Genomic DNA, 26,441 nt, shown 5'->3' with positions numbered 1-26,441 from the left:
TTCATTTACTGCCAATTACTAATACCGGTTATCCCGTTTATACCTCTTTTAACAAAACTGAAAATGAAAAAGGTCGCATTCTTTTTTATACTGCCTGGTTTTTTACTGGCAACCTATTTGTTTGCCCACCAAATAAAAAAATATCCCGTAGCAAACATACCTAAAAAGGTATACCCTGTAGTTTGTGGTTCATTTTCGGCAATTGATGATCTGGATACCGCCAATAACGGAAAATACATTGTAAAGCTACCAGGCTGGGGGCAGTACAGCTACCATATCTCAACACGTAATGATAGCTCCCAATATTATTTTAACCAGGGTTTAACCATGTATTACAGCTATCATTTGAAGGAGGCATTAGCGTCGTTCAAAGAAGCCGCAAGGTTTGATCCTTCATCGCCCATGACTTACTGGGGACAGGCCTTAAGCATGGGGCCTTATTATAACGCGGCTCATTTGTATACGGTGCCTCAAACGCTGCCCCGCGTTATTAAACAGCTGAATGCGAATACCCGTAACGCTACTGACAAAGAAAAGCAATTGATCAGGGTCATGAACCTCCGTTATCCCTCTCAAAACGGACAAACATCAAATGATAATGCAGCTTATGCCGAGGGGATGAAGAAGCTGATAAGCGCTTATCCTAATGATATTGATATTAAAATGCTGTACATAGATGCGGTAATGCTGATGCACGCCTGGGATTTTTGGAGTACCGAAGGTGTAGCAAAAGAGTGGACGCCGGAACTGATTAATCTTTGCAAAGGTGTTTTGAAAGTGAACCCCGATCAGCCGGCAGCTTTGCATTATTATATCCATTTAACTGAGGCATCGCACAGCCCGGATGTAGCTATGCCTAATGCCGAAGCTTTAAAAAGGTTGTTTCCCGGCGTAGGGCACATGGTTCACATGTCGAGCCATGTTTATCAGCGTAATGGCTTATATTTTCAGGGCGTGGATGCAAATACCAAGGCTAATAAAAATACTTTTACATACTATTCGCTCGCCAAAAATATTTCGCTCCCTCAATATAGCCCCCATCAGTTGGTTGTGCAAACTTATTGTGCCTTTAGCGGGGCCATGTACGAGAAAGGTATGGATGCTGCCATGAAATGCCGCAACAGTATTTCACCCGGGCCCGAAGAAACTTATAGCCAGTACTTATATATGATGCCTGTACTTACCCAAGTGCGCATGGGAAAATGGGATGAAATACTGAAAGATACTGTTGCCCTCAACCCGAAATGGAGCTATGCTCAGATACTGAATCACTTTGCAAAAGGATTGGCCTTTATTTATACCAGCAAATCGGATTCGGCCCGCAAGCAGTTGCAGTTATTACGTGATAAACTGAATGACCCGGTTTTGAAGATCCGGCGTATCCCCTTTAATACACCTTTAGAGGGAGCCACCATTGCCGAAAATATTTTAGAGGGCGCCATCTTACTGCATCAAAATAAATATGACGATGGTATAGCCTGCCTGAAAAAAGCCATTAAAATTGAAGATAGCATGATTTATTCTGAGCCTGCCGATTGGCCCATTCCGGCAAGGCAATTTTTAGGAGCTTATCTTTTAAAAAATGATGATATAGCTTTGGCCGAGCAAGTTTACCGGGAGGATCTGATGCATAACCCGGGAAATGGCTGGTCGTTACTGGGTTTATACCAAAGCCTGAAAGCACAAAACCGCAAGGCAGAACTTCAGCATTATAAATCTGGTTTTCTGCGCTCGTTTTCTCATGCAGATGTAGCACCTATAGGCTCCGTGTTTATGTATTAATTGTAAATAGGTAGTTTGTTTAATTCAATACAGTAATCGGTTATCCAGGCACCGGCAACATCCACATATAAAATATTGGGTTTGTTATTTTTATTAATAATCCCAGAGTTGATCCATTCATTAACTTTTGCAGGTAAATGCTTATTGCCAAACTTGGCCAGATCAATGATACTTTGGTTTTTTTTGATTACGTTGGTTAACAGCATTACGCCATTTATTACCGGATCTACCTTATCATTCTGGAAATCGTTACATACAAGGGCGGCTTCATCGCTGCTTTGGGTGAGCTGCCAGTCTAAACGTACCAAGTCATTTTTATTGGTGCCATCTTTTAGCTGATTGAAAAACAGTTCTTCGCGGGTAAGCAGTTTAGCAATTTGGTTGGTAGCTGCATAAGCTCTGCGAAAATTAAGAAAAGTATTAGCCTTGTCGGCCATTGAGTTGGAGTCGATTAGTTTATCGGCGCTGGCGTATTGTTCAAAGGTCACGATCACCTTGCCCGCCAATTGATTCAGTTTAATTTGATCAATGCTTTTTGATTGGTTATTGTAAATGCGCTCTTTTCCCAGTACCTTGATAATGGTATCTGCCACCTTGCTTGCCGATGCCTCTTTCTGGCAAAAATGACTGAAGGTTAAAATGATAAACTCTTTTTGATGCTGATCAAGAAAGGTTTTAACGGAATCAAGAATATCCTTAAACCGCTCACCATAACCACCACCCATCGCTTCGGCCATACAGTCAGACGAGCTGTGTTTGGTATAAATGCTGTTTTTGAACTGCCCCACGCGCAAATCAAACATCCTGATGCCTGCGTTAAGTTGCTTGCCGATATTTAGTTTTTGGGTAAGCGTGTTACATGGATTAATAGAACCGCTTTGTGTGCCGCCTACGCCGTTCAATGCCGACATGCCTGCATCGTGCGAGCCGGGGATCACAATATCTTTCAGCGTAAGGTTTCCTTTGGCCGGAAAAAGCGTGTCTTCCATCCAATGAGCCGGGTTATAGTTGGTAAAATAGCTCAGGTAAAGTTTTTGATCTTCGCCTACAAAGGCCATGATGAATTTTTTTGTATCCACATTGCAAACAGATACCGCTACAGCAGTTTTGAAATAATTGGGTAAAACGTGTTCGTCAGCCAGGCGGCTTTGTTCATCGGCGGTAGCGTAATAGATCTGGTTATCTTTCTTATTGCCTTTCCAGATGTAAAATAGCCGGTTAGTGTTGAACGCGTGGTACACTGCCGGAGACGCCTTTGTTTTGGAGGCTGAAAACGGAATTTGGGCCGACCATGTTTTGGTATCGGTGTTAAAATCGGTATAATAAATAGCCTGATCGTTTGAGCCCTTATAACATAATCTTGCAGTATTGGTTGATAAGGTAACAATGAATGGATAATCATCACTCTTTTTATCGGGCACCGTTTGTAAAGCTGATGATTTAAGAATGCCCTGATCATCCGCATCTATCAAAGCTACCACCATTTCATTTTTATTATCGGCATGCGATGCTATCATCATACGGTTGTTCACCACCGTAGCTGTAACTCCCAATTTCAGTTTTGGTGATCCCTCAAAATTTACGGTGTTGATATTTTGGGTGTTAAATGTGGTATCGCTGTTGTTGATAATATATTTTAATGAGCCATCATTACCCAGCCATAAGGCATATATATGATTGTTAATCACCCTTAAAACTGGTGCAAAGGCACTTTGCTCGTTACCAATGGCCAGTTCGCTTTGCAAAAAGTTGGTGTTATACTGCTTACCCAGATAACAAACATGTATACCACCTGTGTTACCAGCATCTTTCCAGGTTACAAAATAACCGCCTTTAAAATTGGTGATATCAATAGCCTTGTCTGTACGGGCTGCGGGTAAAAAATTAACAGGCTGGCTAAAACTTAGGTTTTGAGCCTGCACATCTACAACTGCAATGATAATTAATAGGCAGGCTACAATTATGGTGGTAAGTACTTTCATGAAAGTGGTGCTTATTTCACAGAAATTTACATAAATGTCTGATTATTAAAAATATAAAAATCAAAATGTTATATTGTGGTGTAATTGTGTTTTTTTAAGCCTGAAAAAATACCCCTATGTCAAAACTGCTTATCACTATTTTAGCTTTAATGCTTCTCCTGCAGGAAGTAAAGGCACAGGATGCCAACTATTGGTCGTCAAGTTATAACCCGGGTGGTTTTTTGACTCCCGGAGCTGTGATTGCCTTTAACCGCGATAGCGGTGTGATGTTCCTGAACCCGGCCTTACTGGCCTTCAGCAGTAAAAACTCGGCATCTATCAGTGGTTCAATTTATCAGTATGGTAATATCAAGGTTAAAAATGGGGTTGGTACGGGGTTCGATCTTAAATCAACTTCGGCCAGTATCATTCCGCAAATGGTATCGGCCAATATATCTTTTAAAGGCAAGCATCCTTTTACAGTAGGTTATGCGCTAACACACAACCCGGTAATGAGTTACCAAACCACACAGCAGCGCGATTCACGTTTCAACGTACTCGACGATTCATACAGTCCCGGTAATGAATATTTTTTAGGGCAATACAAAAAATTAAACAGTATCAATGAAACTTCAGGCATCATTAGCGGAGGCTTTAAGGCAACAGACAAGCTATCATTAGGATTGTCGGCTGAAGGCCTGCTTCGTAAGCAAACCTTTAATTCTGATTTCAGTGCAAGATCATTGGTCAATACCCAGACTAATACAGGTTTGCTGCCATTGGTTAATGTACAGGAATCATACCTGGCTTCTTATTTTCACGCGGGTATTAAGTTTAAAGCGGGCTTAGCTTATGATGAAGGTCCGAATCATTTCGGCCTTACTATTACTTCGCCATTATTGCGTATAGCAGGTACGGCCAATATATTGAGCGACCAGATCATAAATAATTTGAGAATAGGAAGCTCGGCAGAATCTGTTGGCGATACCATAAGTTTTCTGGCTAACTCCAGACAGCAAAAATTAAAGGCAACTTACAAGTTGCCGCTCACGGTAGGTTTTGGTTATGCTTATGATTATAAAAACGGGCAGCTTTACTTTGCCGCTGAGTATTTTAATAAGGTGAATGAGTATAATCTGATAGCGCCAAAGGATGGAAATTTTGTGAAAGGTGATATTCCGCAAGATTTTTTCGCGTCGGCAAGCCAATCACTCAAGCTTAAAGATGTAAGGTCGAGGGTAATTAACTTTGGCGTTGGCGCAAGCTGTTTGTTAAAACCCGATGTTACCGGCTTTTTATCATTACATACCGATTTTAATTATGCCAAAAATAGTTTGTATAAAGATGATGAAGGCTATGTAGGCAATACGGCTTATTACAATATTTACCATGCCCAGATTGGGGCCAATATCAAAAAAAGGCGCTTTAATTTCCGTACGGGGCTATTGCTATCATACGGTAAAACCAACAATTACAGGCAGTATGTTAATTTTGATAACCCTAATGAAGATAATGTTTTGGTTGGCGATCCGGTAGATACCAGCGCCCGGCAATTTTCAGTAGGGTTAATGATCTCCTATATCCATAACTTGTAGCTATTTTTATTAGGTAAACCTCGCTTAAAAGTTACATTTCAGTAAATTTTTATTTTTGCCTTTAGTTTATACTTTTACACATAAACTAAACCTAAATTGAAATTGCTAAAAAAGGCTCTAATGGTAGGCTTGCTATTTATAGCAAGCCAGGTTAATGCACAGGTAGATACCACTTATTCTCCATCAAGAGCATACCCCCAAAGCGAATTACTTGAAGACTTTACTGTTTTTAAAAACGCGCTTATAGAATTGCACCCCAGCCTTTACCGTTATCAAAAGAAAGCAGCAATAGATAGCATTTTTGCAAAAGCTGCCAGCCAGATCAATAAGCCCATGACCGAAATGGAGTTTTGGAGGCTATTAAAACCGGTTATAGTAAGTATCCGCTCAGGGCATACGGAATTATCTTTTTCATCGGCAGCAGTTTTCTGGCAAAACAAGCACCGGGAAAATTATCTGCCTCCCATCTTTAAAACTCAAGATAACGAGTTGTTTATGCTAACACGGGATAAAGGTATCAACAGGGTTTTTAAGGTAAAAAGTATTAACGGTTTAGCGGCTTCCAGGTTGCTGGATACCTTAAAGCAGTATACATGTCCGGAAGGTATGAGTAATCAGTGGCTGAACTTTCAATTGCAGTATGGTGGTTTTAGTTATGTATATGCTAAAGTGCTGGGTAATAAACCGGCTTATGAGGTTGTGGCTACTGATAGTTTAAATGTAGAAAAGAAATCAATGTTCAAGGGTGTGACTTCCCCCATTAATTACAGCGCTGATAAGTTATGGCAGTTATGGGAAGCAGAAAAAGACGAGCTTAATAAGGCTGTTGCTGTGAATTACCCATCGGATATTGCCGCTACGGCTGTTTTAAAAATCAGGAACTTTAGCTACTATAATTATCACTCAAGTTTTCATGACAACTTTTTTAAACTGATACAACAAGATAAAATAAAGAACCTGGTAATAGATATAAGAGGCAACACCGGAGGGGTGTCCAATGTAGGACTTGATCTGATGAGCTATCTGGTGAATCATCCATTTGCACAGATAGAATGGATGCAAATGCCTACTACTAAAATTACTTTGAATGATTACATTCTTAAAGCATCAGGTGATAACCTTAACTTAAAAAGTACAGATAACGTTGAGAATTATAGTTACCGGCTAACACGTTCAGGAGATAGCTATCCTGTTGCCAAATATCATTTTGATAAACGTGTATATGTTTTAATAGATAAAGGCACATTTTCTGCGGCCAGTATGTTTGCCACAAGTTTAAAAAAGCAGCGCAAAATAACTTTGGTTGGGGAGGAAACTGGTGGGGCAGAAGCCGGAACGGATGGCGGGCTTTGTATAATTCAGCTCCCGCATAGTAAATTACTACTTGGGGTACCTCCATATTGGGAATATACGGTAACAAGTCATCAGCATTCTACACACGGTTTAATGCCTGATGTACCTGTTAATCCGGATATCATGGCGACCGGTAAAGGCGATAAGGTGATGAAAAAAGTTAAAGAATTGATTTTAGCAGAAAAACACTGATAGGGTTTCATTTGGGAGGCACTTATCTTAAATTAATTCTGTCTATTTTAAGCGATAAGCATTTTAAAATCTTATTTTTAGCGCCTCAAATACCGGACACGTTAACCGGTTATTTTAGTATACCATAGCAAAAATGAAAGTTTTAAAATTTGGTGGAACATCCGTGGGTAGCCCCGCGCGTATGAAAGCCCTGCTCGACATCATTAATCCTTCCGAAAGACAAATTGTTGTGCTTTCGGCAGTATCAGGCACTACCAACAGCCTGGTTGAAATTGGACAAGCTTATCTTACAGGCGATAAGAAGAAGGCCATTGAGCTGATCAATATCCTGAAAGATAAATATGAGTTGTTTATTAAGGAGTTATTTGCCGACGAAAAATTTTTAAAACAAGGTAAGGAAGTAATTGATTATCATTTTTCGGTACTCAGCAATCTGGCTAATGATCAGTTTACTCATATTGAAGATAAAGTAATACTGGCCCAGGGCGAACTCCTGTCGACCACTCTTTATCACGTTTATCTGAAAGAAATTGGCGTAGCGTCGGTTTTATTGCCCGCGCTTGATTTTATGAAGATAGATGAGGATAATGAGCCTATTGTAGATTATATTACCGAAAACATAAACCCATTACTGGATAAGCATCCGAATGTTAATCTGTTTATTACCCAGGGTTTTATTTGCCGCAACACTTTTGGCGAAATTGATAACCTGCGCCGCGGTGGCAGCGATTATACTGCCTCATTAATAGGAGCCGGTATACGCAGCGAAGAGGTACAGATATGGACAGATATTGACGGCATGCACAATAACGATCCGCGTATAGTGAAAGGCACACAGCCTATTGCCCAGTTATCATTTGATGAGGCTGCCGAGCTGGCTTACTTCGGTGCAAAAATATTACATCCTCAAAGTGTGTTCCCAGCTCAAAAATATAAGATCCCGGTTAGGTTGTTAAACACGATGGATCCGCAGGCTCCGGGTACCCTGATCACCAATACCAGCGAAAAGGACAAGATCAAATCCATAGCCGCTAAGGATGGTATTACCGCTATCAAAATACAATCAAGCCGCATGTTGCTGGCGCATGGTTTTTTACGCAAGGTGTTTGAAGTGTTTGAACGCTATAAAACTTCTATCGATATGATCACCACCTCAGAAGTGGGTGTATCATTAACCATCGATGATACCACCCATCTGGGCGAAATTACCAGAGAGCTTACCGTCTTTGGTTCGGTTGATCTGGATGTTAACCATACCATTATTTGTGTAGTGGGCGATTTTGGCGCCGAAAAACATGGCTACGCGGCACGTGTGCTGGAAGCTGTGAAACACATTCCGCTTAGGATGATATCATACGGCGGCAGTGATCATAACCTGTCATTACTGGTGAAAAATGAAGATAAGGTAGAAACTTTAAGAAGCCTGCATAACAGGTTGTTTTAACAAACAGCTTATAATTTAGAGCGCCAAAGTAAATAGGCTCCAACAAGGATAAAGACCACCGAGAGCCAGGCAAACATGACGAATGATTTTTTGGGGATTTTTCCCGCTTTATAATTTTTCCAGCTCATGGTAAGCCCAACGGCCATCATAATAACAAAACAAACAAAGAAAACCGGACTCATATTAACATGATTAGTACAGCCAATATAGATAAATTTAAAGATTTAGAAACCCCGTTTTACTATTACGACCTGGATGTTTTGCGCCAAACGCTTAATGCCTGTCGCGATGCCTCTGTAAAACATGGTTTTCATGTACATTATGCCATGAAGGCCAACTTTAACCCGCGCCTGCTTGATATTATACAATCATACGGTTTTGGTGCCGATTGTGTAAGCGGCAACGAGGTAAAGGCCGCCATTGAGCATGGTTTTGATAAAGGCAAAGTAGTATTTGCAGGTGTAGGTAAATCAGACAGAGAAATAAACCTGGCCCTTGATGCTGATATTTTTTGTTTCAATGTGGAGTCGGTACAGGAACTGCACATTATTAATGAGCTTGCCGCGGCTAAAAACAAAAAGGCAAACGTAGCCATCCGTATCAACCCAAATGTTGACGCGCATACGCACCACTTCATTACTACCGGCCTTGACGAAAACAAGTTTGGCATCAATATATGGCAATTGCCGGATGTGGCTGCTGCTTTGCGGCAATGCCCCAACCTGCAATTTTTAGGTATCCATTTTCATATAGGTTCTCAAATTACTGATCTGGAAGTGTACAAAAGTCTTTGTACCCGTATTAATGAAATGCAGGACTGGTTTACAGATCATGGCTTTGAGGTTAAGGTACTAAATGCCGGCGGCGGCCTGGGGGTTGATTATCATAATCCTGATAATGATATTGCCGATTTTGAAAACTACTTTCAGGTGTTTAAAAGCTTCCTGAACATCAAACCAGGGCAGGAGGTCCATTTTGAGCTCGGTCGTGCGTTGGTAGCGCAAAGCGCCGCGCTGATATCAAGGGTGTTGTACGTAAAAAACGGACTTAAAAAGAATTTCCTGATACTGGATGCTGGTATGACCGAACTGATACGCCCGATGCTTTACCAGGCGTACCACCAGATTGAGAATGTAACTCAAAACACAAAGTTAACAACTAATCTGAAATACGATGTTGTTGGACCGATATGTGAGAGTACCGACTGTTTCCAAAAAGATGTTGACCTGCCCGAATCATTCCGTGGTGATCTGATCGCGGTGCGTACCGCCGGAGCCTACGGCGAAGTTATGGCTTCCGGTTACAACCTGCGTGATATTGTAGGAAGTGTGTATTCCGAGTAATTAAAAATATTTTGTCATTGCGAGGAGGAACGACGAAGCAATCGCGAATTATGCGGATTCTCTTGTAAATTCTGCGATTGTCACGCTAAGCTCGCAATGACATATTTGACATTTATCGCAATAGCTCCCTAAAAAACTCACCCGTAAAATCCGGAGCAAAGTGTATCACGTTGGATAGCTTTTCAAACTCATGAGGTTCGTGTGTGGTAGTGATCACTACAGTGTTCATGCCCGCATTGGCCGCAGCTTCAACGCCCTTGGGTACATCTTCAAACACCAGGCAATCAGTAGGGGTAACGTTTAACAGTGTGGCAGCCTTTAAAAAGGTTTCCGGATGTGGTTTACTCAACACTACATCATCGGCGCTTACAATGGCCTTAAAATAATGCCTGATGTTCAGGTTATCCAACACAAAATCTATATTAAAAGGGATGGCTGCCGAGCCAATGGCCATAGGTATGCCTTGTTGATAAGTCGCCTCTAAAAAGTCATGCAAACCGGGTAAAAGAGCCAGGTAGGGCAAAAACTCCTGCTGATATTTTTGCTCTTTTTTAAATGATATATCAAGCAACTCCTCCATTGTAAATTTGTTTGGCCCAAACATGCGTACCAGTACTTCGGGGTTTTTACCGTACATCTCTTGTTTCACCTCATCCCAGGTAAAATTACCTCCAAGCTGATTATTCAATAGGGATTGCCATGCTTTGGTATGATAGGTCATATCATTGATCATGGTTCCGTTAAGGTCAAAAATGAAGCCCTTCATGTGTATAAGTTGTTTTGGGCAAACATACATTTTTTAAAAAGCTAATTGTCATTACAGTATATTCTTTTAGTAGAAATCAATTTGATTGTTTTGTTTACTATCTGTAATTCAAGTATTTGTGAAACATGGCAACGGTTAATTAGCGCCACAGGTTGGTGATTGCAAAATAATACGTACCTTGCGCACTTTAATAAATAAAATAATGCAAAAAGAAGGAACAGTAAAATTTTTCAATGAAACAAAAGGTTTTGGATTTATTACACCAATTGGTGGTGGTCAAGACATTTTTGTTCATTCAACAGGCCTGATCGATGAAATCCGTGAGAATGATAAAGTGGAGTTTGAAGTAGAAAACGGAAGAAAAGGTTTAAACGCGGTAAATGTAAAAGTTATTTAATTATAATATAATCATTAAACCTACCAGGCATCCACTTTAGTGGATGCCTTTTTTTATGTACTGAAAAATGGGCGGCCTAAAACTGGCATTGTTGTTGTTTGTTTAAATGCAGGTTAAATCATCTATATAAAAAACTCAAAATGAAAGATCAAGCAAAAATTGTAGCAGCACTTTTAGTTGGCGCAGCAGCAGGTGCAGCATTAGGTTTATTATTGGCTCCGGAAAAAGGTGGTGACCTGAGAGAAGACATTGCCGATTACATCAACGACCTTGTTGATACTGCTAAAAACAAAGCGCAATCAACCGCCAGCGATATAAAAGAGTATGGCAGCAGTGCTATTGACAAAGCTAAAGCAAGGTTTAGCGGTACTGTTAATGATCTGTATGATCGTGGTGAAGATGCCGTTGATACCGCGAAATCAAAGGTTAAAGACGCTGCCGATAGGGCAAAAGACTTAGGTGAGGATGCTGTGAATGAAGCAAAATCAAGAGTTAAAGGCACTGCAAACGACTGGAACAATTCTGTACAGAACGCATAATTTTTAGGACTATAATCATATAAACAATAAAACCCGGCTATTGCCGGATTTTATTGTTTAGTGAAGATTTTATTATTTAACCGTAAACTTATTGTTGCTCACATCAGCATCCATAAATATGCCGCCATCTAACAGGGCGGATTGTATGGTTTTAGCTGTTTTGAGATTTACACTTATTTGCTTTTGGTTTTTTTCCCAAACCCCTGGAGTTTGGTGTATGGTTTCGGTTGTACCATCGGTATAAGTTAATTTAATATCAAATGGCACGGCAAAGCCACCAATATTTTTAATAATGGCGGTGTAACCACCTTTAACTTTGGTTATATTTTGTAATGATAGGTCGATATAATAATTGGTGAAGAACCAATTGTTGAAGAACCAGCTAAGGTTACGACCAGCTACATTACTCATAGAGTTAAAATAATCCCACGGTATAGGGTGTTTACCATGCCAGCGATCCATATAACCATGTAAGGCTTTTTTAAACAGAGCGTCGCCCAGCATATCTTTCAGGGCAAAATAGCTTAATGACGGTTTGCCATAGGCATTGTTACCATAGCCGGCCCTTAATTCACTTGATGGGGTTATAACAGGCAGGTCTTCAGATGTTGATGCATCGTTTATCCAGCTTTCAACCCGGAAGCTTTTGTAAAGCTCGTCGGCTTTTTCCTGGCCAACTTCTGCTGCACCGATGAGGCGTTCAAAAGTAGTTGCCCAGCCTTCGTCCATAAAGGCATAACGGCTTTCGTTAATTCCCATATAAAAAGGGAAATAGGTATGAGCAATTTCATGATCCTGTACAAATTGCGAAAACCGGATATCTTCGGTATGGCTATCGTTCACCATCATCGGGTATTCCATATCGGCAAAACCCTGAAACGCGGTCATTTTAGGAAAAGGGTAGGGTACACCCGGCCAGTTACGGGAAAGCCAGCTTAATGAGTTACGCCCGTTTTGTACGGCATGATGAAAATCGGCAGCATTATCTAAAAACGCGGCCTGCATGCTGGCTCTGCGCTGGGTAGCATCGTCAACAATGGCGCTTGCCGCATCCCATACATAGTGGTCGCTTATGCCTACGGCCATATCACTAATGTTATTGGCCTTCCATATCCAGGTGTTAACATCATTTTGAGCAGTTACATTTTTGGAAGCCAGATCGGCCGCGGTAGCTATGTGAATAGTGGAGTCGCTGGTCATTGATGTCTGCAAACGTTTAGCATATTCGGGTTGTAAAACCTGATTGGTGTTTTGCAGCGTGCCGGTAGCCCAAACAATATAGTTTTTAGGCGCTTTTACCTGCAGGGTATAATCGTTAAAGTCGTTATAAAACTCTTGCGCGTCTAAGAAAGGAAACCTGTCCCAACCGTTATAATCGTCATACACAGATACCCTTGGATAGAAATAAGCCAAATAATAAGTAGTTGAATCAATCATGCCCTCGCGGCCGCTCTCAAGCGATATCTGAAAGTGCCAGGCAATGTTAAGCTTAACAGAGTCATGGGGCATAAGCGGCTTTGGCATGCTCACCATATAATTGGTTGTAGCCATAGCGCTGTTAACTTTTTTTGGCTGACCATTAATCAAAAAAGTATCAATTTGTATACCCGGTGTTAGGTAATTGGGCTGGGCGGTACCAGAGCGGGCCGCGCCTGGTTTATGAATGTTTAATATCAGCTTCATGTTAAGCCCTTTTAAAGTGTCGGGGCTATTGTTGATATAAGTGATTTGCTCGGTACCTTTAATATTGCGATCAGGTGGCATGGCGCTTATGGTAATATTATAACGGCCATAGTTTTGCCAATACTTTTTGCCGGGTGTACCATCTGCAGAGCGGGTTCCTTTTTTATAGGCGGCTTGTATATCGCGGGGCATATACAAATCCTGGGCTTGTACCTGCACCAGCATAAAGCAGGCCAGGGCGGTGAGAATAATAGATTTGATCATGTTTTTAGTTAATACAACTGCAAATTACTGTAAATGGATTGGAAATTAATAAGCGATTATCACGAATCTGAGGCTGTTTGTAGGCCGGAAAAAAATTACACTTTGGAGAAAGTTTTATGATTTCGTAACAAATTTGTAACAATGGAAAATTTGAGAAAAAATCTATTGCTTCTATGGGATATATTTTTTTACTTTGTTTAAGTTATTTTAATAGGGGTATTAAATAACTAATATTTAAGCCATTCGCGTAATGCGGATGGCTTTCTTTTTTAATAACTAATTATATAAGTTATTAATTTTCAGAAAGATACTCTTTTGATATTATTAAAAATAACTGATCATTATCAATAGACTCATCAAAACACTCGGTTAGTAATTGCCGGATATCATCATATTTTAACAGTTTTGCAACCATGATCAGCATCCGGCAGGAGGTAATGTTGATATGCTCTAATAGTTGAAGGTACATGATCAGGTCCATGTCGGTTAATATGGGCATGCTTTGTTTTTCATCGAGGCAAAATTCATCCCTGATAATTGATTTGATAGGGTTGCAGTTTTTGTCAGACGGAGTCTCGTTAATTAACAGATATATTTCTTCCATTCGCGTTATCTGTTTCTTGATATCGTCCCAAAATTCCTGAACGGCTTGTTGCAATGCCGTAAATGAGGCAAAACGTAACAGGTTTTCCAGATGAGTGTTCAAATAGCATTTGCCAAAATATAACCTGTTTAAATTGTGTACAAATACTTGTTTTAGTAGGTTGTTGTCTAATGGCTGAGGAGTAATATTGCCGGTGATGTTGCTCATGATCGTAAATGATAAGTAGCTGCTTGTAAAATAAATACATAACCTCAACTTAAAACAAACAGGAATGTTTTGATTTAAATGGTAAAAAAAAGGCATTTATTTTATTTATGAGCCGATACGAGGATATAAGCTAACTTTGCGCATTGACACAAACAACTATGAAATATAAATTAGGCGACTTTGTACGCTTTGTTGATGAAAAGATGGAGGGCTTTGTAACCCGGATCATTGATGACCAGATGATAGGCGTTACCGGCGAGGATGAATTTGAAATACCTGTGCTGGCCAGCAAGGTAACCACAGTGCATGGTTATGAAGCGCCGGGCTCAAAACCTAAAATTGCCGATGAGGCACCTGTAACTACAGGTGAGTTTGAAAAGAAAGGGATTTATGTAGGGGTTATCGCCGATGCCAAAGCTAATTCAGTAGTGCATTTTCATTTGGTGAATAATACTTCGTTCCATTTGCTTGCGGCGCTTAGTACCGAAAAGCAGCAGCTGTTTAAAGGTGAATTTGCCGATGTTGTAGGCCCAAAATCTACTATTAAAATTTATTCGGCACAGCTGGCTGATCTACAGGTATGGCCTAAGTTTATTTTCAACATTATATACAGCACCAAGCAAAATGTTGAACCACCTGCACCATTAGTGGTTCAGGAAAAATTTAAGGCCAAGGATTTTTCAACTTCTAAAAAAAGCATCCCATTATTGAGTGAACAAGGCTGGTTAATACGCCTTGATGAACCTGAAATGGTGATTGATGCTCAAAAACTAAAGGAAAGCTTTTTTAAATCGGCAGAAGAAAAAGTAGTACTTGATAAACCGGTTAGCGAGGTTGATCTGCACATTGAAAAGCTGCGCGATGACTACCAGTTTTTACAAAGTAGCGAGATACTGAACATTCAGCTTGCTCACTTTCATAAAGCGCTTGATGCCGCCATAGTACATCAACTGCCCGATATGGTATTTATACACGGTGCCGGTAATGGAACTTTACGGAACGAACTGCATAAGCTTTTAGGCAAACACCCCAAAGTACAAACCTTTATGGATGCCCGTAAAGAGAAGTTTGGCTACGGAGCTACCAAAGTCATATTCAAATAAAACAATAAACCCGGCCTTTACAGGCCGGGTTTATTGTTTTATCACTAATCGAATCATTAATTCTTTGTGTGAGAAATTCCAACCCGAGAGCTGATTTTATGAAACTTGCCAAGTATTGCAAAGTATTCATCCTCCATATAAATAGAATCAATGGTAAAGCCTTCAACAGAATAAATACTACATACAATATAATTGGCTTTTTTATTCACCGCAGAAAACTCTCGTTCGCCCAGAAAGCTATTAATGCCGAATAACCTGGGATTGTTATCATAAATAGTAATAAAACTCCGGCCAGTAAATAAAAAATTTTCTTATTCATTTTATTTATTTAGATTATCAACACGGTCATAAAACTCTTTTTGCAGTTTGAGGGTTTCCGTATCGGCCTTTATAGCTTTTAGCGCCTTAACAAAGCTGTCAATTTCATGCTCTGCGGTAAACTTACCTAACTCTGTAGTAGCCTTTGCACCTTCACCTGCATAGTGGTTAGGGTAGGCGGCATACCACCATATAGGAGTATAAACATTAGGTAAATTTAGGCGGTGCTGGTTGGCGCCTGATTGGGAGGCTGCCCGGTCCATCTTCATCAGATCGGGCCTATAATATAATAAGGTTGATGTTTCACCTTCACCAGCATGTTGGTCATCTTGAGGGTCAGATTTGTGCATTTTAAGATACTGTGCCGTAAATTCCTTATCGTTTTGAGGTGCGTAAAAGTATACCGCGTAATTATGCCTTTTATTAAGTAATGATTGCATAAAAAAGCGGATGAACTCAGGATTGCCGCCATGACCGTTCAGTATCACTATCTTATCAAAACCGTTACGGGCAATTTCATCGCAGGTAGCTTCCAGTAAATCCCATATTACCTTGCTTGGCAGCGCGAAGGTGCCGGGTTGATGCCGGGCCTCGTTTATTTGCCCGTAAAAATAATCAGGAAATACAACCGCGTATTCAGATTTTACTGCATGGGCAGCCCATTCCCGCACATGTATCAGGTCGGTACCTAACGGCGAGTGTGGGCCATGTTTTTCTAATATGCCAATTGGCAGAATGCAGGTTTTTGATGATTTTTCAAGAGCCTGAGGGAAATCTGAAGCAACAAGCTCGTCCCAGCGGGCTGGTAATTGTTGCGCATGGGCAAAACCCGAAAAGAGCAATGCCATTAATAAAAGCAAGTAAGGTTTCATTTTAAAATGATATTGGTTAAATAGATTGGATGTTGTATTGAAGTGGAATTTACAAAAATATTTAACGCAAAATATTGTCTGTGAGCAAGTAATGTGATTTTTACGATTGGCTATTTTAAATGGGGCAGCGCATAACAAAAAGCCGCTCCCTTTTTACCACCGTTTTCGGCCCATATGCGACCGCTCATTTTCTCTATAAAATCCTTACATATCATAAGTGCCACGCCTGCCCCTTTTTCCTTTTCATTGCTGTAGCGCATCTCGGATTTAAAATTAAATATCGATCCTATTTTTTCAGAAGATATACCTTCTCCCTCATCCTGTACACAAATAGTTGTTTCGCCAGGGTGCATGGCGGCTGATATGGATATAGTTGAATCTCTGGGCGAAAACTTGATAGCATTGTGTATAAAGTTACGATTGATAAATTGCAGCAATTCCTTATCCGCGTGAATAACTACATCATGATCAATAGTATTAATAAACTTAAGCTGATATTCTTCGGCTATCAGGTTAAAAGGCTTCAACGCTTCATCTACCAGATCTTTGAGGGATAGGGGCATTGGCTGGTAGTTAAAGCCAGAAAGCTGTTGTTTGATCCATTGCAATATATTTTCAAATATTTCAAGCGAAACGGTGGAAGAATGTTCCATAGCATCAACCAGGTCCATAAGTTCTTCGTGCGTAAATGAATCGGCCTCTTTTAAAACCGCTGCAAGCGTTTTTAAGGTGCCAATAGGCTGCCTGAAATCATGTGCCAGGATAGATACCAGGCGGTTATTAAATTCATGGTCAATCTCCAGTTTTTTATTACGCAGCACAACAGATCTGTTCAGCGCTTCAAGTGTTACGGTGTGCTTTTTCTTGAGGCGGTACAGCCGGTAAATAAATAATACGGCAACAGCGGTTATCATTAAAAGTATTCCCAATACAATGATCAGCATTTTCTTGGTCTGGCTCTTGATAATAACAGCTTCCAGTTGCTGGTCTTTTAAGGCGTAATCAATATAATCAAATCCGGAAGTGTTTGTAAACTGCTCTTCATCATCATATAGTTTTAGCAGCTTCTCGCTGTAAAATTGTACCTGGCTAAGGTTGTTTTGGGTGATATAAATGTCATACAGCTTTTTACCAAATACTTTTTGGTACATATGATAGCCTTTTAAGTCGGCAATACCGAGCCCTTGTTTATAATAGTCAATCGCTTTATTGGTATCACTATTATGATACAGCTCGCCCAGGCTCATGATAATATCCAGGCTAAAATAATTAAGGCCCATAGCTATAGCCTCGTCGGCGGCTTTTTGCAGCAGGCCGATGCCTTTATCCCGTTGGTTGTTTTTTAAATAAAGCAAGGCCTGTATTTCATCAACTTCCAATAATGAACGGTTGTCTTTGTAGTGGAGTGCTATTTGCCGGGCCTTATTCAAATAATTAACTGCAGAATCTTTTGGTACCTGATCAGGATACAAGAACAGATAATTGCAAAGTACCAATGACATGATGGAGTCACGTTGAATTTTATTACCCAGATTAATAGCCTTATTAAATATTTTGATCGCTTTTTTGTCCTCCTTGTTTTCATTAAAAACAAGCCCTATGTTCATTAGTGTTTGTACCACGTTTGATGAATCCTGCAAGGCTAAATAATGGTTATAGGCATCGTTATAATAACGGAGGGATAATTGCAAATTACCTTTCAGATCGTAAACTACGCCCAAAGTATTTAAAGCATCAGCAATACCCTGCTGATATTTTAACCTTTCGGCAATAGAGCGGGCGCGTTTGGCGCAGTAAAACGCGCTATCCACATTACTTTCATACATGAGTAAGCCAAGCCGGTTAAGGGCATCAACGTAATGAATACTATCAGTAATGTGGGGGAGGTCTTTCTTTATTTTGTTTATAGATATTGCCTGGCTGAACCCGCAGGTAAAAGCAAACATCAACAATATAAAAAAGACTAAAGTTTTCTTCATCAAGTAGCGCTTATATTAGAAACAGGTATAAAGATTAAACTTTAAGAACATAAGCGTTTGCGTTATACGAAATAAAAACATGCATAGTTTGGTTGGTGATAATAAAATGGATGATAATATTTCACAATTATTCGCCCCACGCGGTGATCATCAAATTTCTCGGGCCTCCGTAATCGCGGTGTTCACATAAGTATATGCCTTGCCAAATACCCAAGGCCGGCTTTCCGTTGCGGATCGGGATCATTACAGAACTGCCCAGTAATGCTGCTTTTAAATGAGCGGGCATATCATCAGGCCCTTCGTCGTCATGTAAATAATCCGGGTCATTTTCCGGTACGGCTTTACTGAAATAAGTTTCAAAATCATGCCTCACTGTTGGGTCAGCATTTTCATTTATAGTTAAAGAAGCCGAAGTATGCTGAATAAAAACCTGGAGTATACCGGTTTTAAGTTGACCAATTTGGGGCAGCGCGTAAACTACATCGGCAGTAATGAGGTGAAAACCTCGCCTTCTTTCTTTAAGCTGTAGCGCTTGCTGGTATATTTGCATTAATAATATGATATAAAATCCTTAGTAATAACAGGTAAGCTGTTGCATAATTAATCAAATAATAATTTCAGCAGCCACAACATCATTAGTTTATGTAAATCTATAATAATGATATTATAACTTATTAAAATAATGTAAAAAGTTAAAACTATTATCTAATTTAACTTATACGTTCAACTAATTAGAATACCTTTTTACTAATAGCATAAGAATTTTAGACTACAATTGTTGAAATTGATATAACTTTGTAATCAATACTGCAAGGTATACCAACCAATCATGAAACACGAAACATCAATGCAGGATCAGTACCCTGAACTTCCGGGCCTGGAAATTATTTATGGTATAGATGGTAAAAGGAACGAAGCCCGGGAAATTCAGGCTTTGCAGGATACCATTTATGTAATTGGAGGAAAATGGAAATTGCCTATTATTAACTCCATCTGCAACGGCAATAAGCGTTTCCGGGAAATTGAACGGAGCATACCCGGAATAACCACCAGGATGCTATCGCGCGAGTTGAAAGAGATGGAATTGAATAAGCTCATCAGCAGAACGGTACACCCTGGTCCGCCGGTTTTGGTGGAGTATGAATCAACCGATTATTGTAAAACGTTTGGCCCGCTTATTTTAACCATGATCAAATGGGGAATTGAGCACCGGGAAAAAATTAAACAGCGCTAAAATAAATACCTTTTGGGCTTTGCCATTTGCAAAGCCCGAGGTATTATATATATATTAATAGCTGGCTTGTCCGATCTCGAGACGGCTAATCTTACCTTCCGCATTAAGTGTGAATTTAAAATAGGTTTTAAAGTTTCCCCACTTATCGCTGTGAAATTTTCCATAAATGTTAAGGCTGTTATTCTCTACTTTATCTATACTGGTAAAGTGCTCATGGCCTAAGGCTTCTTCTGAAAAATTATTAAAGTTTATTTTATTCCCATCGTCAAAAAGTTCGGCATCATCAGTAAATAACGCAAACCATGCTTTTTTATCGCCGGCCTGGAATGCGTCTATCGCTTTCTTAACTATTGGGTTGGTTAATTTATCGGTATTCATAACGTTTATGTTTTGTATGGTTGAAGTAGGTGTCGCGTTAACTTGTCCGTTTGCTGATAATGTTATCAGCGAAGCATACACAAGGTAATGATTTAGCTTTTTCATATTTCTTGTTTTAGTAATGGATGCTGTAAGTATATGGCTATCAAATTCATCAGCAGGAAAGGCACTTCAATAGCAGCCCCTTTCAGATCTTTTATTGAAAGCTGCAGACAAATAATAAATAGTATGGTAATTGCCATGAGTAAATTGCCCCAGACAAAAGTTACCGGGAAAATGATAAGCGCCGAGCTTAACAAGGTAACAAGGCCGAATAAAAACAAGCCCTTGTGACTGAAATGCCATTTACCAAACATGATTAGCATTTCAGCTTTGCCGGTTACCATAGCCCAGCCTTGTTTAAATCCCATGTATACTATGAGTAATATAAGTATGGAACTTAGAATTTTGATTAACATGATATTTGCTTTGTTTTGATATAACAAAGGTCAGGTTTAATGCAATTTAAAAAGTATAGATATTAAAGCATTACATGTAAATTTCTAAGATGCGGTAGAGCCATGCTGCTTACGGTACAAAACAGGAGATATGTCCGTATATTTTTTAAAATAATTACTGAAATGGCTGGCCTCTGAAAACCCCAGTAGAAAAGCGATCTCTTTGATAGAGGTTGATGAATTTTGCAACAATGCCTTGGCTTCGGCAATGGTTTTTTCGGCTATCCAGGTGCCAATGGGTTTGCCAGTTTTACTCTTAATAACATTGCTTAGGTAGTTGGGATGCAGGTTTAGTTCGTCTGCATAATCCTGAACCCTGAAAACCTGATGCGCCTTGCCGCTGCTTAGGTTGCGGTAGTGCTGCTCAAGCATGCGCCTGAAGGTTTTAACAATTTGCGAGCTCCGGTTACCCTCGTAAATAGGGTTGTAGTCTTTCCAGAAGTATTCTTTGATTTTTAATAAAAGCACTACAAATAAGTTACCTATAAGCCTGTTACGGTAAGGGCTTTTTGAAATATACTCCCTGTTTATTTGAAGATATAGCTGCTCAAATTCAAAAAAAGCATCGGGCGATAATATCCTTGGGTGCACGGTTTCGGCCAGCAAAAAAGGAAACTCCTCAAAAACATCAGGATGGACATTTTCTTTTAAAAATGATTCACTGAGCGTGATGAGGTATACTTCCTTTATCTCAAACCATTCGTGCGATTTATAATGGCCCGGGTTAGTAAAATATATGGTACCCGGACAGGTTTCAAAGTTCAGATCATCAGTAGTGTATTTTCCACGTCCATCCTTTACAAATACGAAAGAAAAGAAATTGGGCCTGAACAACGGCGATTTAAAAGGTAGCTCCAGATGGATATCTTTTAAATTATGAATGGTGAAATCTGTTTTCTCGTCAATGCCCTCTGTTGGTAAACCAAAGTGCATGTATTGTTTTAGTAATGTATTGAAAACGAGTTTTTTTTCTGGTTCTTTCATTGAGCAGGGACGTATGCATAAATATAATTCACGCGGGAATAAAATTAACAACAAATTTGAATATTCAGCTTATGGGCCGGTTATTAAAGCGGTTTGAGATTTAGCAGCCGGATTGATTTTTTATCTTTGCCGCCGCAAACGGCAATAGTAAGGCGCTGTTGTTTAATATAGGTGTATAACCCCTCATCGATGAAGGCTGAACTTAAACTCTTTGATTTTTCTCAGAAAATAGACTATAAAAACGAGATCCTGGCAGGGTTAACCGTGGCCATGACCATGATGCCCGAATCATTATCGTTTGCCATACTGGGTGGTTTCCCGCCTTTGGTTGGTTTATATGCGGCTTTTATTATGGGTTTGGTAACCTCAGTATTTGGCGGCAGGCCCGGCCTGGTTTCGGGTGGGGCAGGAGCTACGGTGGTAGTTTTAATAGCACTCATGAAATCGCACGGTATCGATTATGTTTTCGCGACGGTGGCACTGGCCGGTGTTATACAAATGCTGATAGGTGTTTTTAAGTTAGGCAAGTTTATTAGCCTGGTACCGCGCCCGGTGATGTATGGCTTTGTTAATGGGTTGGCTATTATTATTTTCATGGCCCAGTTGGAGCAATTTAAAACCGTTGTTAATGGCAATACAGTTTGGCTTAGCGGTCAGCCGCTTATTATGATGGCCGGGCTTGTGGCTTTAACCATAGCTATAGTATTGGTATTTCCACGTTTTACCAAAGCAGTACCGCCATCATTGGCAGCTATTATAGTGGTGTTTATATTGGTGCTCGGCTTTAGTCTGCATACCAAAACCGTAGGCGATATTGCCGCGGTTAGTGGTGGTTTTCCACCGTTTCATGTACCACATGTACCCTTTAATATGAACACGTTAGAGATCATATTTCCATACGCCCTCATTATGGCCGGTGTTGGCCTCACAGAAGGTTTGCTCACTCTAAACCTGGTTGATGAAATGACCGCTACCCGCGGCAACAGCAACCGTGAGTGCATTGCCCAGGGCAGCGCCAATATTTTAAACGGATTTTTCTTTGGCATGGGAGGCTGTCCTATGATAGCTCAAACGCTTGTAAACTTATCAGCAGGGGCAAGGGCCAGGCTATCGGGTATTATTGCGTCGTTAACTATACTCATGATCATATTATTTGGAGCTCCGGTTATTGAGCGCCTGCCAATGGCGGCATTAACAGGGGTAATGATCATGGTGGCCATAAGCACATTTGAGTGGGTTAGTTTCAAGATCATTAATAAAATGCCCCGGCAGGATGTGTTTGTGGGTATGCTGGTGGCTTTAATAACCGTTTGGCTGCATAACCTGGCACTGGCTGTACTGATCGGTGTTATTATTTCGGCGCTGGTATTTGCCTGGGAAAGTGCCAAACGTATAAGAGCACGTAAGTATATTGATGACCACGGGGTAAAACATTATGAAATTTATGGCCCGTTGTTTTTTGGATCGGTAGCTACCTTTCATGAAAAATTTGATGTGCTGAACGACCCGGCCGAAGTGATCATTGACTTTAAAGACAGCCGTGTTGCTGACATGTCGGGCATAGAAGCGCTGAGCAAACTCACCGGGCGTTATAAACAGGCGGGCAAAAAGCTTATCCTGAAACATCTGAGCAATGATAGCATTTTGATGCTTAAAAATGCCGGAGATGTTATTCAAGTAAATATTATGGAGACTGCTATTGGTAACAACAGTACTGTTGATGAATAATAGACTGATTTACTCTAAAATCGGTTTTAACCTTACTGACCGGAAACGTACGCTTGCTGTATCGAAACTGAACGGGTGAGCATAGTTAATTGGTGTAATTAATTGTATTTCAATTTGTTGTAAGCGTGGCATTTGCTTTGATGCAATATAGTGCAAGCAGGGAGGTACGCATGAAACACCACAAACAATTAGAGCGACGCACGTTTACACAAGACCGTTTTGATATACTTATAAAACGCCAAAAAAGCGGCAAGGCTACCTTTAATGAACTCACAGAGCTTGATGAAATTGTAAACCGCGATCCCGCCATACGTGAAAGCATATTGGAAGAGATGCAAGCTGTTAATGACCCTCCGGATCTGCAAAAGCCGGATGATACTTTAAGTGCCCCGCCAATAAAAAGATTGACCCTGCTTGATAAGGTCATCTCATTCATTAGCCGCTTATTCATGGCAACTGACAACTCCGGTTTAAACCAGGCGATACTTAGTTAATTGTAAGCGATAATTTTTCAATCTTAATATACCTTTATTAGCATAGGTGAACTTAAACATCCGTATAATTATTATTTTTGGGATGTTTACATATAGCACAGCAATAACTAATGAAGGAAGTTTTTTCAAGAGCCGGAGAATATCTACTTAGAATACAAAATACCGAAGCCGCAGAACTGAGCAAACCTGTTCAGTTTGATGAGTATACCATTATTTTTATTCCGGAAGGAAAAGGGGTATACCATGCCGATTTTGGTGTATTTAATTATACCGGCCCGGTTATGCTTTTTTCAACTCCCTTGCAGGTTATTTATATTGAACATACCGGAGATGCGCCAATAAGCATGCTGCAGTTTCATTCCGATTTTTACTGTATAGAATATCACCGGGCCGAAGTAGCTTGCAACGGCCTGTTGTTTAACAATATTTACCTGCAGCCTTGTATCAAACTAAGCTGTACCGATACTGATGTATTCGCGCATCTTTTAAGTGATATAGCTAATGAGTTTGAACAGCCATCACCTTCAGAAATTGTATTGCGTTCCTATCTACAGCTTTTTTTAGCAAAATCAAGCAATATAAAGGTGAAATTTATTGAAGCTCCTGAGGCAATAAAGGATAAAGACGAGCAGATGGAACAGTTCAGACAGCTTTTAGATCAGCATTACCTTACACTGCATAAACCAAATGATTACGCGCAGTTGTTGGCCATGTCGCCCAATAATTTTACCAAACGCTGTACCCGTTACTTTAAAAAAACGCCATCGCAGCTTATTCAGGAACGTTTGATACTGGAAGCTAAAAAACGGCTGCATTTAACCCGTCAAAGTATTAAGGAAGTAGCCTACGCGCTAAAATTTCAGGACGAGTTTTATTTCAGCCGCTTCTTTAAAAAGATCACCCAGGTATCCCCGCAAACCTTTCGCGATAAAACGGGGATATCCATCGTGGCAGATTTGTCCAAGGCATAGCCTTTATTGTCCATGTTGTAGCATTGAATACTGATATACATTTGTATAAGAAATTTATATCATGAAAAATTCAATCATCAATAGCATTGCAAACCTCGACCAATTTGGCCGTAAAGTTACCCGTTTCGGAATCGTAGTCGTATTCTTTTGGATAGGCGCACTTAAATTTTTTACTTATGAGGCTGATGGCATTGTGCCCTTTGTAGCCAATAGCCCTTTCATGTCATTCTTTTATACTCACCCCGCACCTGAGTACAAAAAACACATGAATAAAGAAGGCGAGCTGATCGCTGCCAATCACCAATGGAATGTTGAAAATAATACTTACGGTTTTTCAAAAGCCCTGGGTGTTTTCCTGGTTACCCTGTCTGTTTTTGTTGCTTTATATAAAGTAGCGCCAATACCCAGTATGATAGCCAGTTTCCTTATCGGTTTGGTTACCATTGGTACACTATCGTTCCTGATTACTACGCCCGAAAGCTGGGTGCCGCATTTAACAGATACTGATTTTGGGTTCCCATATTTATCTGGCCGTGGCCGTCTGGTAATTAAGGATTTAGCCATACTTGGCGGTACCATCATCACCATGAGCGAAACCGCAAGGCTTTACCTGAGCCGTCAAAAAAGCAAATAATCTATCTATAAAACCTATAAAACATAATAATACAATGAAAACAATACAAGTGCCTGTCAGAGAACAGGTAAGTGAAGAATCACAAGCTATATTTGATCAATATCAAAAACGTTTAGGCAAAGTACCAAACCTGTATGCTACTATCGGTTATTCCGGAAACGCGTTAAAAGGATTTGTTGATTTTGAAGCAGCGTTTAACAGAGGCGTATTTTCAGCAAAAGAGCGTGAAGCTATTGCCTTGGTTGTGTCAGAATTAAATGGTTGTGAATACTGTTTAGCAGGTCATACAGTGGCCGCTATAAAAAATGGTTTTACCAAAGAAGAAACTTTAGATTTGAGAAGAGGTAAAATCAACAACCCTAAACTGGATGCTTTATTGCAATTAGCTACATCAATAACCGTAAATAAAGGCCATGCTGATGAAAAAGCATTAGATGATTTTTATGCCGCGGGTTATAATGAAGCTGCCGTAATGGAGTTGATAGGTTTAATTACCGTAAGGATATTTACCAATTATGTTTATGCCTTATCTGGCATCCCGGTTGATTTTCCATTAGCAGAACCATTGAGTTAATTATAATTATATGTTGAACAAAAAGCAGAGCAGCAGCTTGAAAACCGCTGATGAGAGTGATAGGCGAGGTTTTATTAAACAGGTTGCTGCCGCCTGCTTTTTTAGTATTTTACCCTTTAAAAACATGATCATGATTAATCCCGTAGGAATTACCGTTCGTAAGAGTCAATACAGCGTAAAGGAAACAATTGATAGGCTGCAGGCGGCTTTGGAACATAATGGTGTAACCATATATTCCCGTATAGATCAGCAGGACGAATTAAAAAAAGCCGGACAGGTTATAGCCCCCTTAGAGTTTATCATGTTTGGTAATCCTAAAGCCGGTGGCCCTGTAATGGTCGAAAATCCTTTGGCCGCGCTTGAGCTGCCTTTAAAGGTTATAGCATGGCAAGATGAGCAACAGGCAGTACATATTGCTTATAACGATGTTGCTTATATCAAAAACAGGTATGCGTTATCTGCAGATGTATCAGCGCCTTTAAATTTGGATGGCCTGATATCTAAATTATTCTCCTAAATAATTTCGACTGCCATCAATGCTTTTT

The 26,441-nt window shown here is 40.1% G+C and carries 25 protein-coding genes; 15 read left to right on the top strand and 10 right to left on the bottom strand.

The window, feature by feature from the left end:
- The first annotated feature begins 63 nt into the window (after nucleotides 1-63).
- Complete coding sequence (locus AAGC65_RS03065; protein ID WP_343110935.1) at nucleotides 64-1,782, top strand: hypothetical protein; 1,719 nt, start codon at nucleotides 64-66, stop codon at nucleotides 1,780-1,782.
- Here the strand turns inward: AAGC65_RS03065 and AAGC65_RS03060 are convergent.
- On the bottom strand, nucleotides 1,779-3,764 hold the full coding sequence (locus AAGC65_RS03060; RefSeq protein ID WP_343110934.1) for a phosphatidylinositol-specific phospholipase C domain-containing protein: 1,986 nt from the start codon (nucleotides 3,762-3,764) through the stop codon (nucleotides 1,779-1,781). The two genes, AAGC65_RS03065 and AAGC65_RS03060, sit on opposite strands and share 4 nt — an antisense overlap.
- Nucleotides 3,765-3,880: 116 nt before the next feature.
- Here AAGC65_RS03060 and AAGC65_RS03055 point away from each other — a divergent pair, with 116 nt between their 5' ends.
- From AAGC65_RS03055 to lysA, 4 genes are all read left to right on the top strand, one after another.
- Entirely contained in the window at nucleotides 3,881-5,338 is a 1,458-nt protein-coding gene (locus tag AAGC65_RS03055) for a hypothetical protein (RefSeq protein WP_343110933.1), read from the top strand.
- 96 nt (nucleotides 5,339-5,434) lie between these two features.
- Entirely contained in the window at nucleotides 5,435-6,883 is a 1,449-nt protein-coding gene (locus tag AAGC65_RS03050; protein WP_343110932.1) for a S41 family peptidase, read from the top strand.
- A gap of 133 nt (nucleotides 6,884-7,016) precedes the next feature.
- A complete protein-coding gene (locus tag AAGC65_RS03045) occupies nucleotides 7,017-8,327 on the top strand; it encodes an aspartate kinase (RefSeq protein WP_343110931.1) in 1,311 nt (436 codons plus the stop codon).
- A gap of 110 nt (nucleotides 8,328-8,437) precedes the next feature.
- Complete coding sequence (gene lysA, locus AAGC65_RS03040) at nucleotides 8,438-9,670, top strand: diaminopimelate decarboxylase (RefSeq protein WP_343110967.1); 1,233 nt, start codon at nucleotides 8,438-8,440, stop codon at nucleotides 9,668-9,670.
- 112 nt (nucleotides 9,671-9,782) lie between these two features.
- Here lysA and AAGC65_RS03035 read toward each other — a convergent pair whose 3' ends face one another.
- Complete coding sequence (locus AAGC65_RS03035; protein WP_343110930.1) at nucleotides 9,783-10,436, bottom strand: HAD family phosphatase; 654 nt, start codon at nucleotides 10,434-10,436, stop codon at nucleotides 9,783-9,785.
- Nucleotides 10,437-10,638: 202 nt separating this feature from the next.
- On the opposite strand from AAGC65_RS03035, the gene AAGC65_RS03030 reads away from it, so the two are divergent.
- Nucleotides 10,639-10,833, top strand: coding sequence for a cold-shock protein (locus AAGC65_RS03030; protein ID WP_343110929.1), 195 nt, complete (start codon nucleotides 10,639-10,641; stop codon nucleotides 10,831-10,833).
- 140 nt (nucleotides 10,834-10,973) lie between these two features.
- Complete coding sequence (locus AAGC65_RS03025; protein ID WP_343110928.1) at nucleotides 10,974-11,372, top strand: YtxH domain-containing protein; 399 nt, start codon at nucleotides 10,974-10,976, stop codon at nucleotides 11,370-11,372.
- Between the two features lie 72 nt (nucleotides 11,373-11,444).
- Here AAGC65_RS03025 and AAGC65_RS03020 read toward each other — a convergent pair whose 3' ends face one another.
- Nucleotides 11,445-13,319: a M1 family metallopeptidase gene (locus AAGC65_RS03020; protein WP_343110927.1), complete on the bottom strand. Its 1,875-nt coding sequence runs from the start codon at nucleotides 13,317-13,319 to the stop codon at nucleotides 11,445-11,447.
- A 292-nt stretch (nucleotides 13,320-13,611) separates the two neighbouring features.
- A complete protein-coding gene (locus AAGC65_RS03015; RefSeq protein WP_343110926.1) occupies nucleotides 13,612-14,130 on the bottom strand; it encodes a DUF892 family protein in 519 nt (172 codons plus the stop codon).
- A gap of 158 nt (nucleotides 14,131-14,288) precedes the next feature.
- On the opposite strand from AAGC65_RS03015, the gene AAGC65_RS03010 reads away from it, so the two are divergent.
- Nucleotides 14,289-15,233 carry a Smr/MutS family protein gene (locus AAGC65_RS03010; RefSeq protein WP_343110925.1) on the top strand — a complete coding sequence of 315 codons (945 nt, stop codon included), beginning with the start codon at nucleotides 14,289-14,291 and terminating at the stop codon, nucleotides 15,231-15,233.
- A 320-nt stretch (nucleotides 15,234-15,553) separates the two neighbouring features.
- On the opposite strand, the gene AAGC65_RS03005 is transcribed toward AAGC65_RS03010, so the two are convergent.
- From AAGC65_RS03005 to AAGC65_RS02995, 3 genes are all read right to left on the bottom strand, one after another.
- On the bottom strand, nucleotides 15,554-16,423 hold the full coding sequence (locus AAGC65_RS03005) for a creatininase family protein (RefSeq protein WP_343110924.1): 870 nt from the start codon (nucleotides 16,421-16,423) through the stop codon (nucleotides 15,554-15,556).
- A 110-nt stretch (nucleotides 16,424-16,533) separates the two neighbouring features.
- On the bottom strand, nucleotides 16,534-18,402 hold the full coding sequence (locus AAGC65_RS03000) for a tetratricopeptide repeat-containing sensor histidine kinase (protein ID WP_343110923.1): 1,869 nt from the start codon (nucleotides 18,400-18,402) through the stop codon (nucleotides 16,534-16,536).
- Nucleotides 18,403-18,529: 127 nt separating this feature from the next.
- On the bottom strand, nucleotides 18,530-18,952 hold the full coding sequence (locus tag AAGC65_RS02995) for a secondary thiamine-phosphate synthase enzyme YjbQ (protein ID WP_343110922.1): 423 nt from the start codon (nucleotides 18,950-18,952) through the stop codon (nucleotides 18,530-18,532).
- A 279-nt stretch (nucleotides 18,953-19,231) separates the two neighbouring features.
- Here AAGC65_RS02995 and AAGC65_RS02990 point away from each other — a divergent pair, with 279 nt between their 5' ends.
- Nucleotides 19,232-19,636 carry a helix-turn-helix domain-containing protein gene (locus AAGC65_RS02990; protein WP_343110921.1) on the top strand — a complete coding sequence of 135 codons (405 nt, stop codon included), beginning with the start codon at nucleotides 19,232-19,234 and terminating at the stop codon, nucleotides 19,634-19,636.
- A gap of 54 nt (nucleotides 19,637-19,690) precedes the next feature.
- Here AAGC65_RS02990 and AAGC65_RS02985 read toward each other — a convergent pair whose 3' ends face one another.
- From AAGC65_RS02985 to AAGC65_RS02975, 3 genes are all read right to left on the bottom strand, one after another.
- Complete coding sequence (locus tag AAGC65_RS02985; protein WP_343110920.1) at nucleotides 19,691-20,119, bottom strand: hypothetical protein; 429 nt, start codon at nucleotides 20,117-20,119, stop codon at nucleotides 19,691-19,693.
- Nucleotides 20,116-20,424 carry a hypothetical protein gene (locus tag AAGC65_RS02980; RefSeq protein ID WP_343110919.1) on the bottom strand — a complete coding sequence of 103 codons (309 nt, stop codon included), beginning with the start codon at nucleotides 20,422-20,424 and terminating at the stop codon, nucleotides 20,116-20,118. The genes AAGC65_RS02985 and AAGC65_RS02980 overlap by 4 nt, the downstream gene beginning before the upstream one ends.
- A gap of 132 nt (nucleotides 20,425-20,556) precedes the next feature.
- Nucleotides 20,557-21,495 (bottom strand): AraC family transcriptional regulator, encoded by a 939-nt coding sequence (locus AAGC65_RS02975; protein ID WP_343110918.1) that lies wholly within the window; start codon nucleotides 21,493-21,495, stop codon nucleotides 20,557-20,559.
- A gap of 189 nt (nucleotides 21,496-21,684) precedes the next feature.
- On the opposite strand from AAGC65_RS02975, the gene AAGC65_RS02970 reads away from it, so the two are divergent.
- The 6 genes from AAGC65_RS02970 (at nucleotide 21,685) to AAGC65_RS02945 (ending at nucleotide 26,413) form a co-directional block, all read left to right on the top strand.
- The gene (locus AAGC65_RS02970) at nucleotides 21,685-23,223 is read left to right on the top strand and encodes a SulP family inorganic anion transporter (protein WP_343110917.1); all 1,539 of its coding nucleotides are present in this window, start codon (nucleotides 21,685-21,687) and stop codon (nucleotides 23,221-23,223) included.
- Nucleotides 23,224-23,393: 170 nt separating this feature from the next.
- A complete protein-coding gene (locus AAGC65_RS02965; protein ID WP_343110916.1) occupies nucleotides 23,394-23,717 on the top strand; it encodes a hypothetical protein in 324 nt (107 codons plus the stop codon).
- A 110-nt stretch (nucleotides 23,718-23,827) separates the two neighbouring features.
- Nucleotides 23,828-24,688 carry a helix-turn-helix domain-containing protein gene (locus AAGC65_RS02960; protein ID WP_343110915.1) on the top strand — a complete coding sequence of 287 codons (861 nt, stop codon included), beginning with the start codon at nucleotides 23,828-23,830 and terminating at the stop codon, nucleotides 24,686-24,688.
- A gap of 61 nt (nucleotides 24,689-24,749) precedes the next feature.
- Nucleotides 24,750-25,322, top strand: coding sequence for a DUF417 family protein (locus AAGC65_RS02955; protein WP_343110914.1), 573 nt, complete (start codon nucleotides 24,750-24,752; stop codon nucleotides 25,320-25,322).
- Between the two features lie 34 nt (nucleotides 25,323-25,356).
- On the top strand, nucleotides 25,357-25,896 hold the full coding sequence (locus AAGC65_RS02950) for a carboxymuconolactone decarboxylase family protein (RefSeq protein WP_343110913.1): 540 nt from the start codon (nucleotides 25,357-25,359) through the stop codon (nucleotides 25,894-25,896).
- A 10-nt stretch (nucleotides 25,897-25,906) separates the two neighbouring features.
- Entirely contained in the window at nucleotides 25,907-26,413 is a 507-nt protein-coding gene (locus tag AAGC65_RS02945) for a DUF302 domain-containing protein (protein WP_343110912.1), read from the top strand.
- Nucleotides 26,414-26,441 lie beyond the last annotated feature (28 nt).

Source organism: Mucilaginibacter sp. (assembly GCF_039207105.1).
GTDB lineage: Bacteria > Bacteroidota > Bacteroidia > Sphingobacteriales > Sphingobacteriaceae > Mucilaginibacter.
Note: the sequence above shows the minus strand (reverse complement) of the source record. Positions and strands in the feature narration are given on the sequence as shown.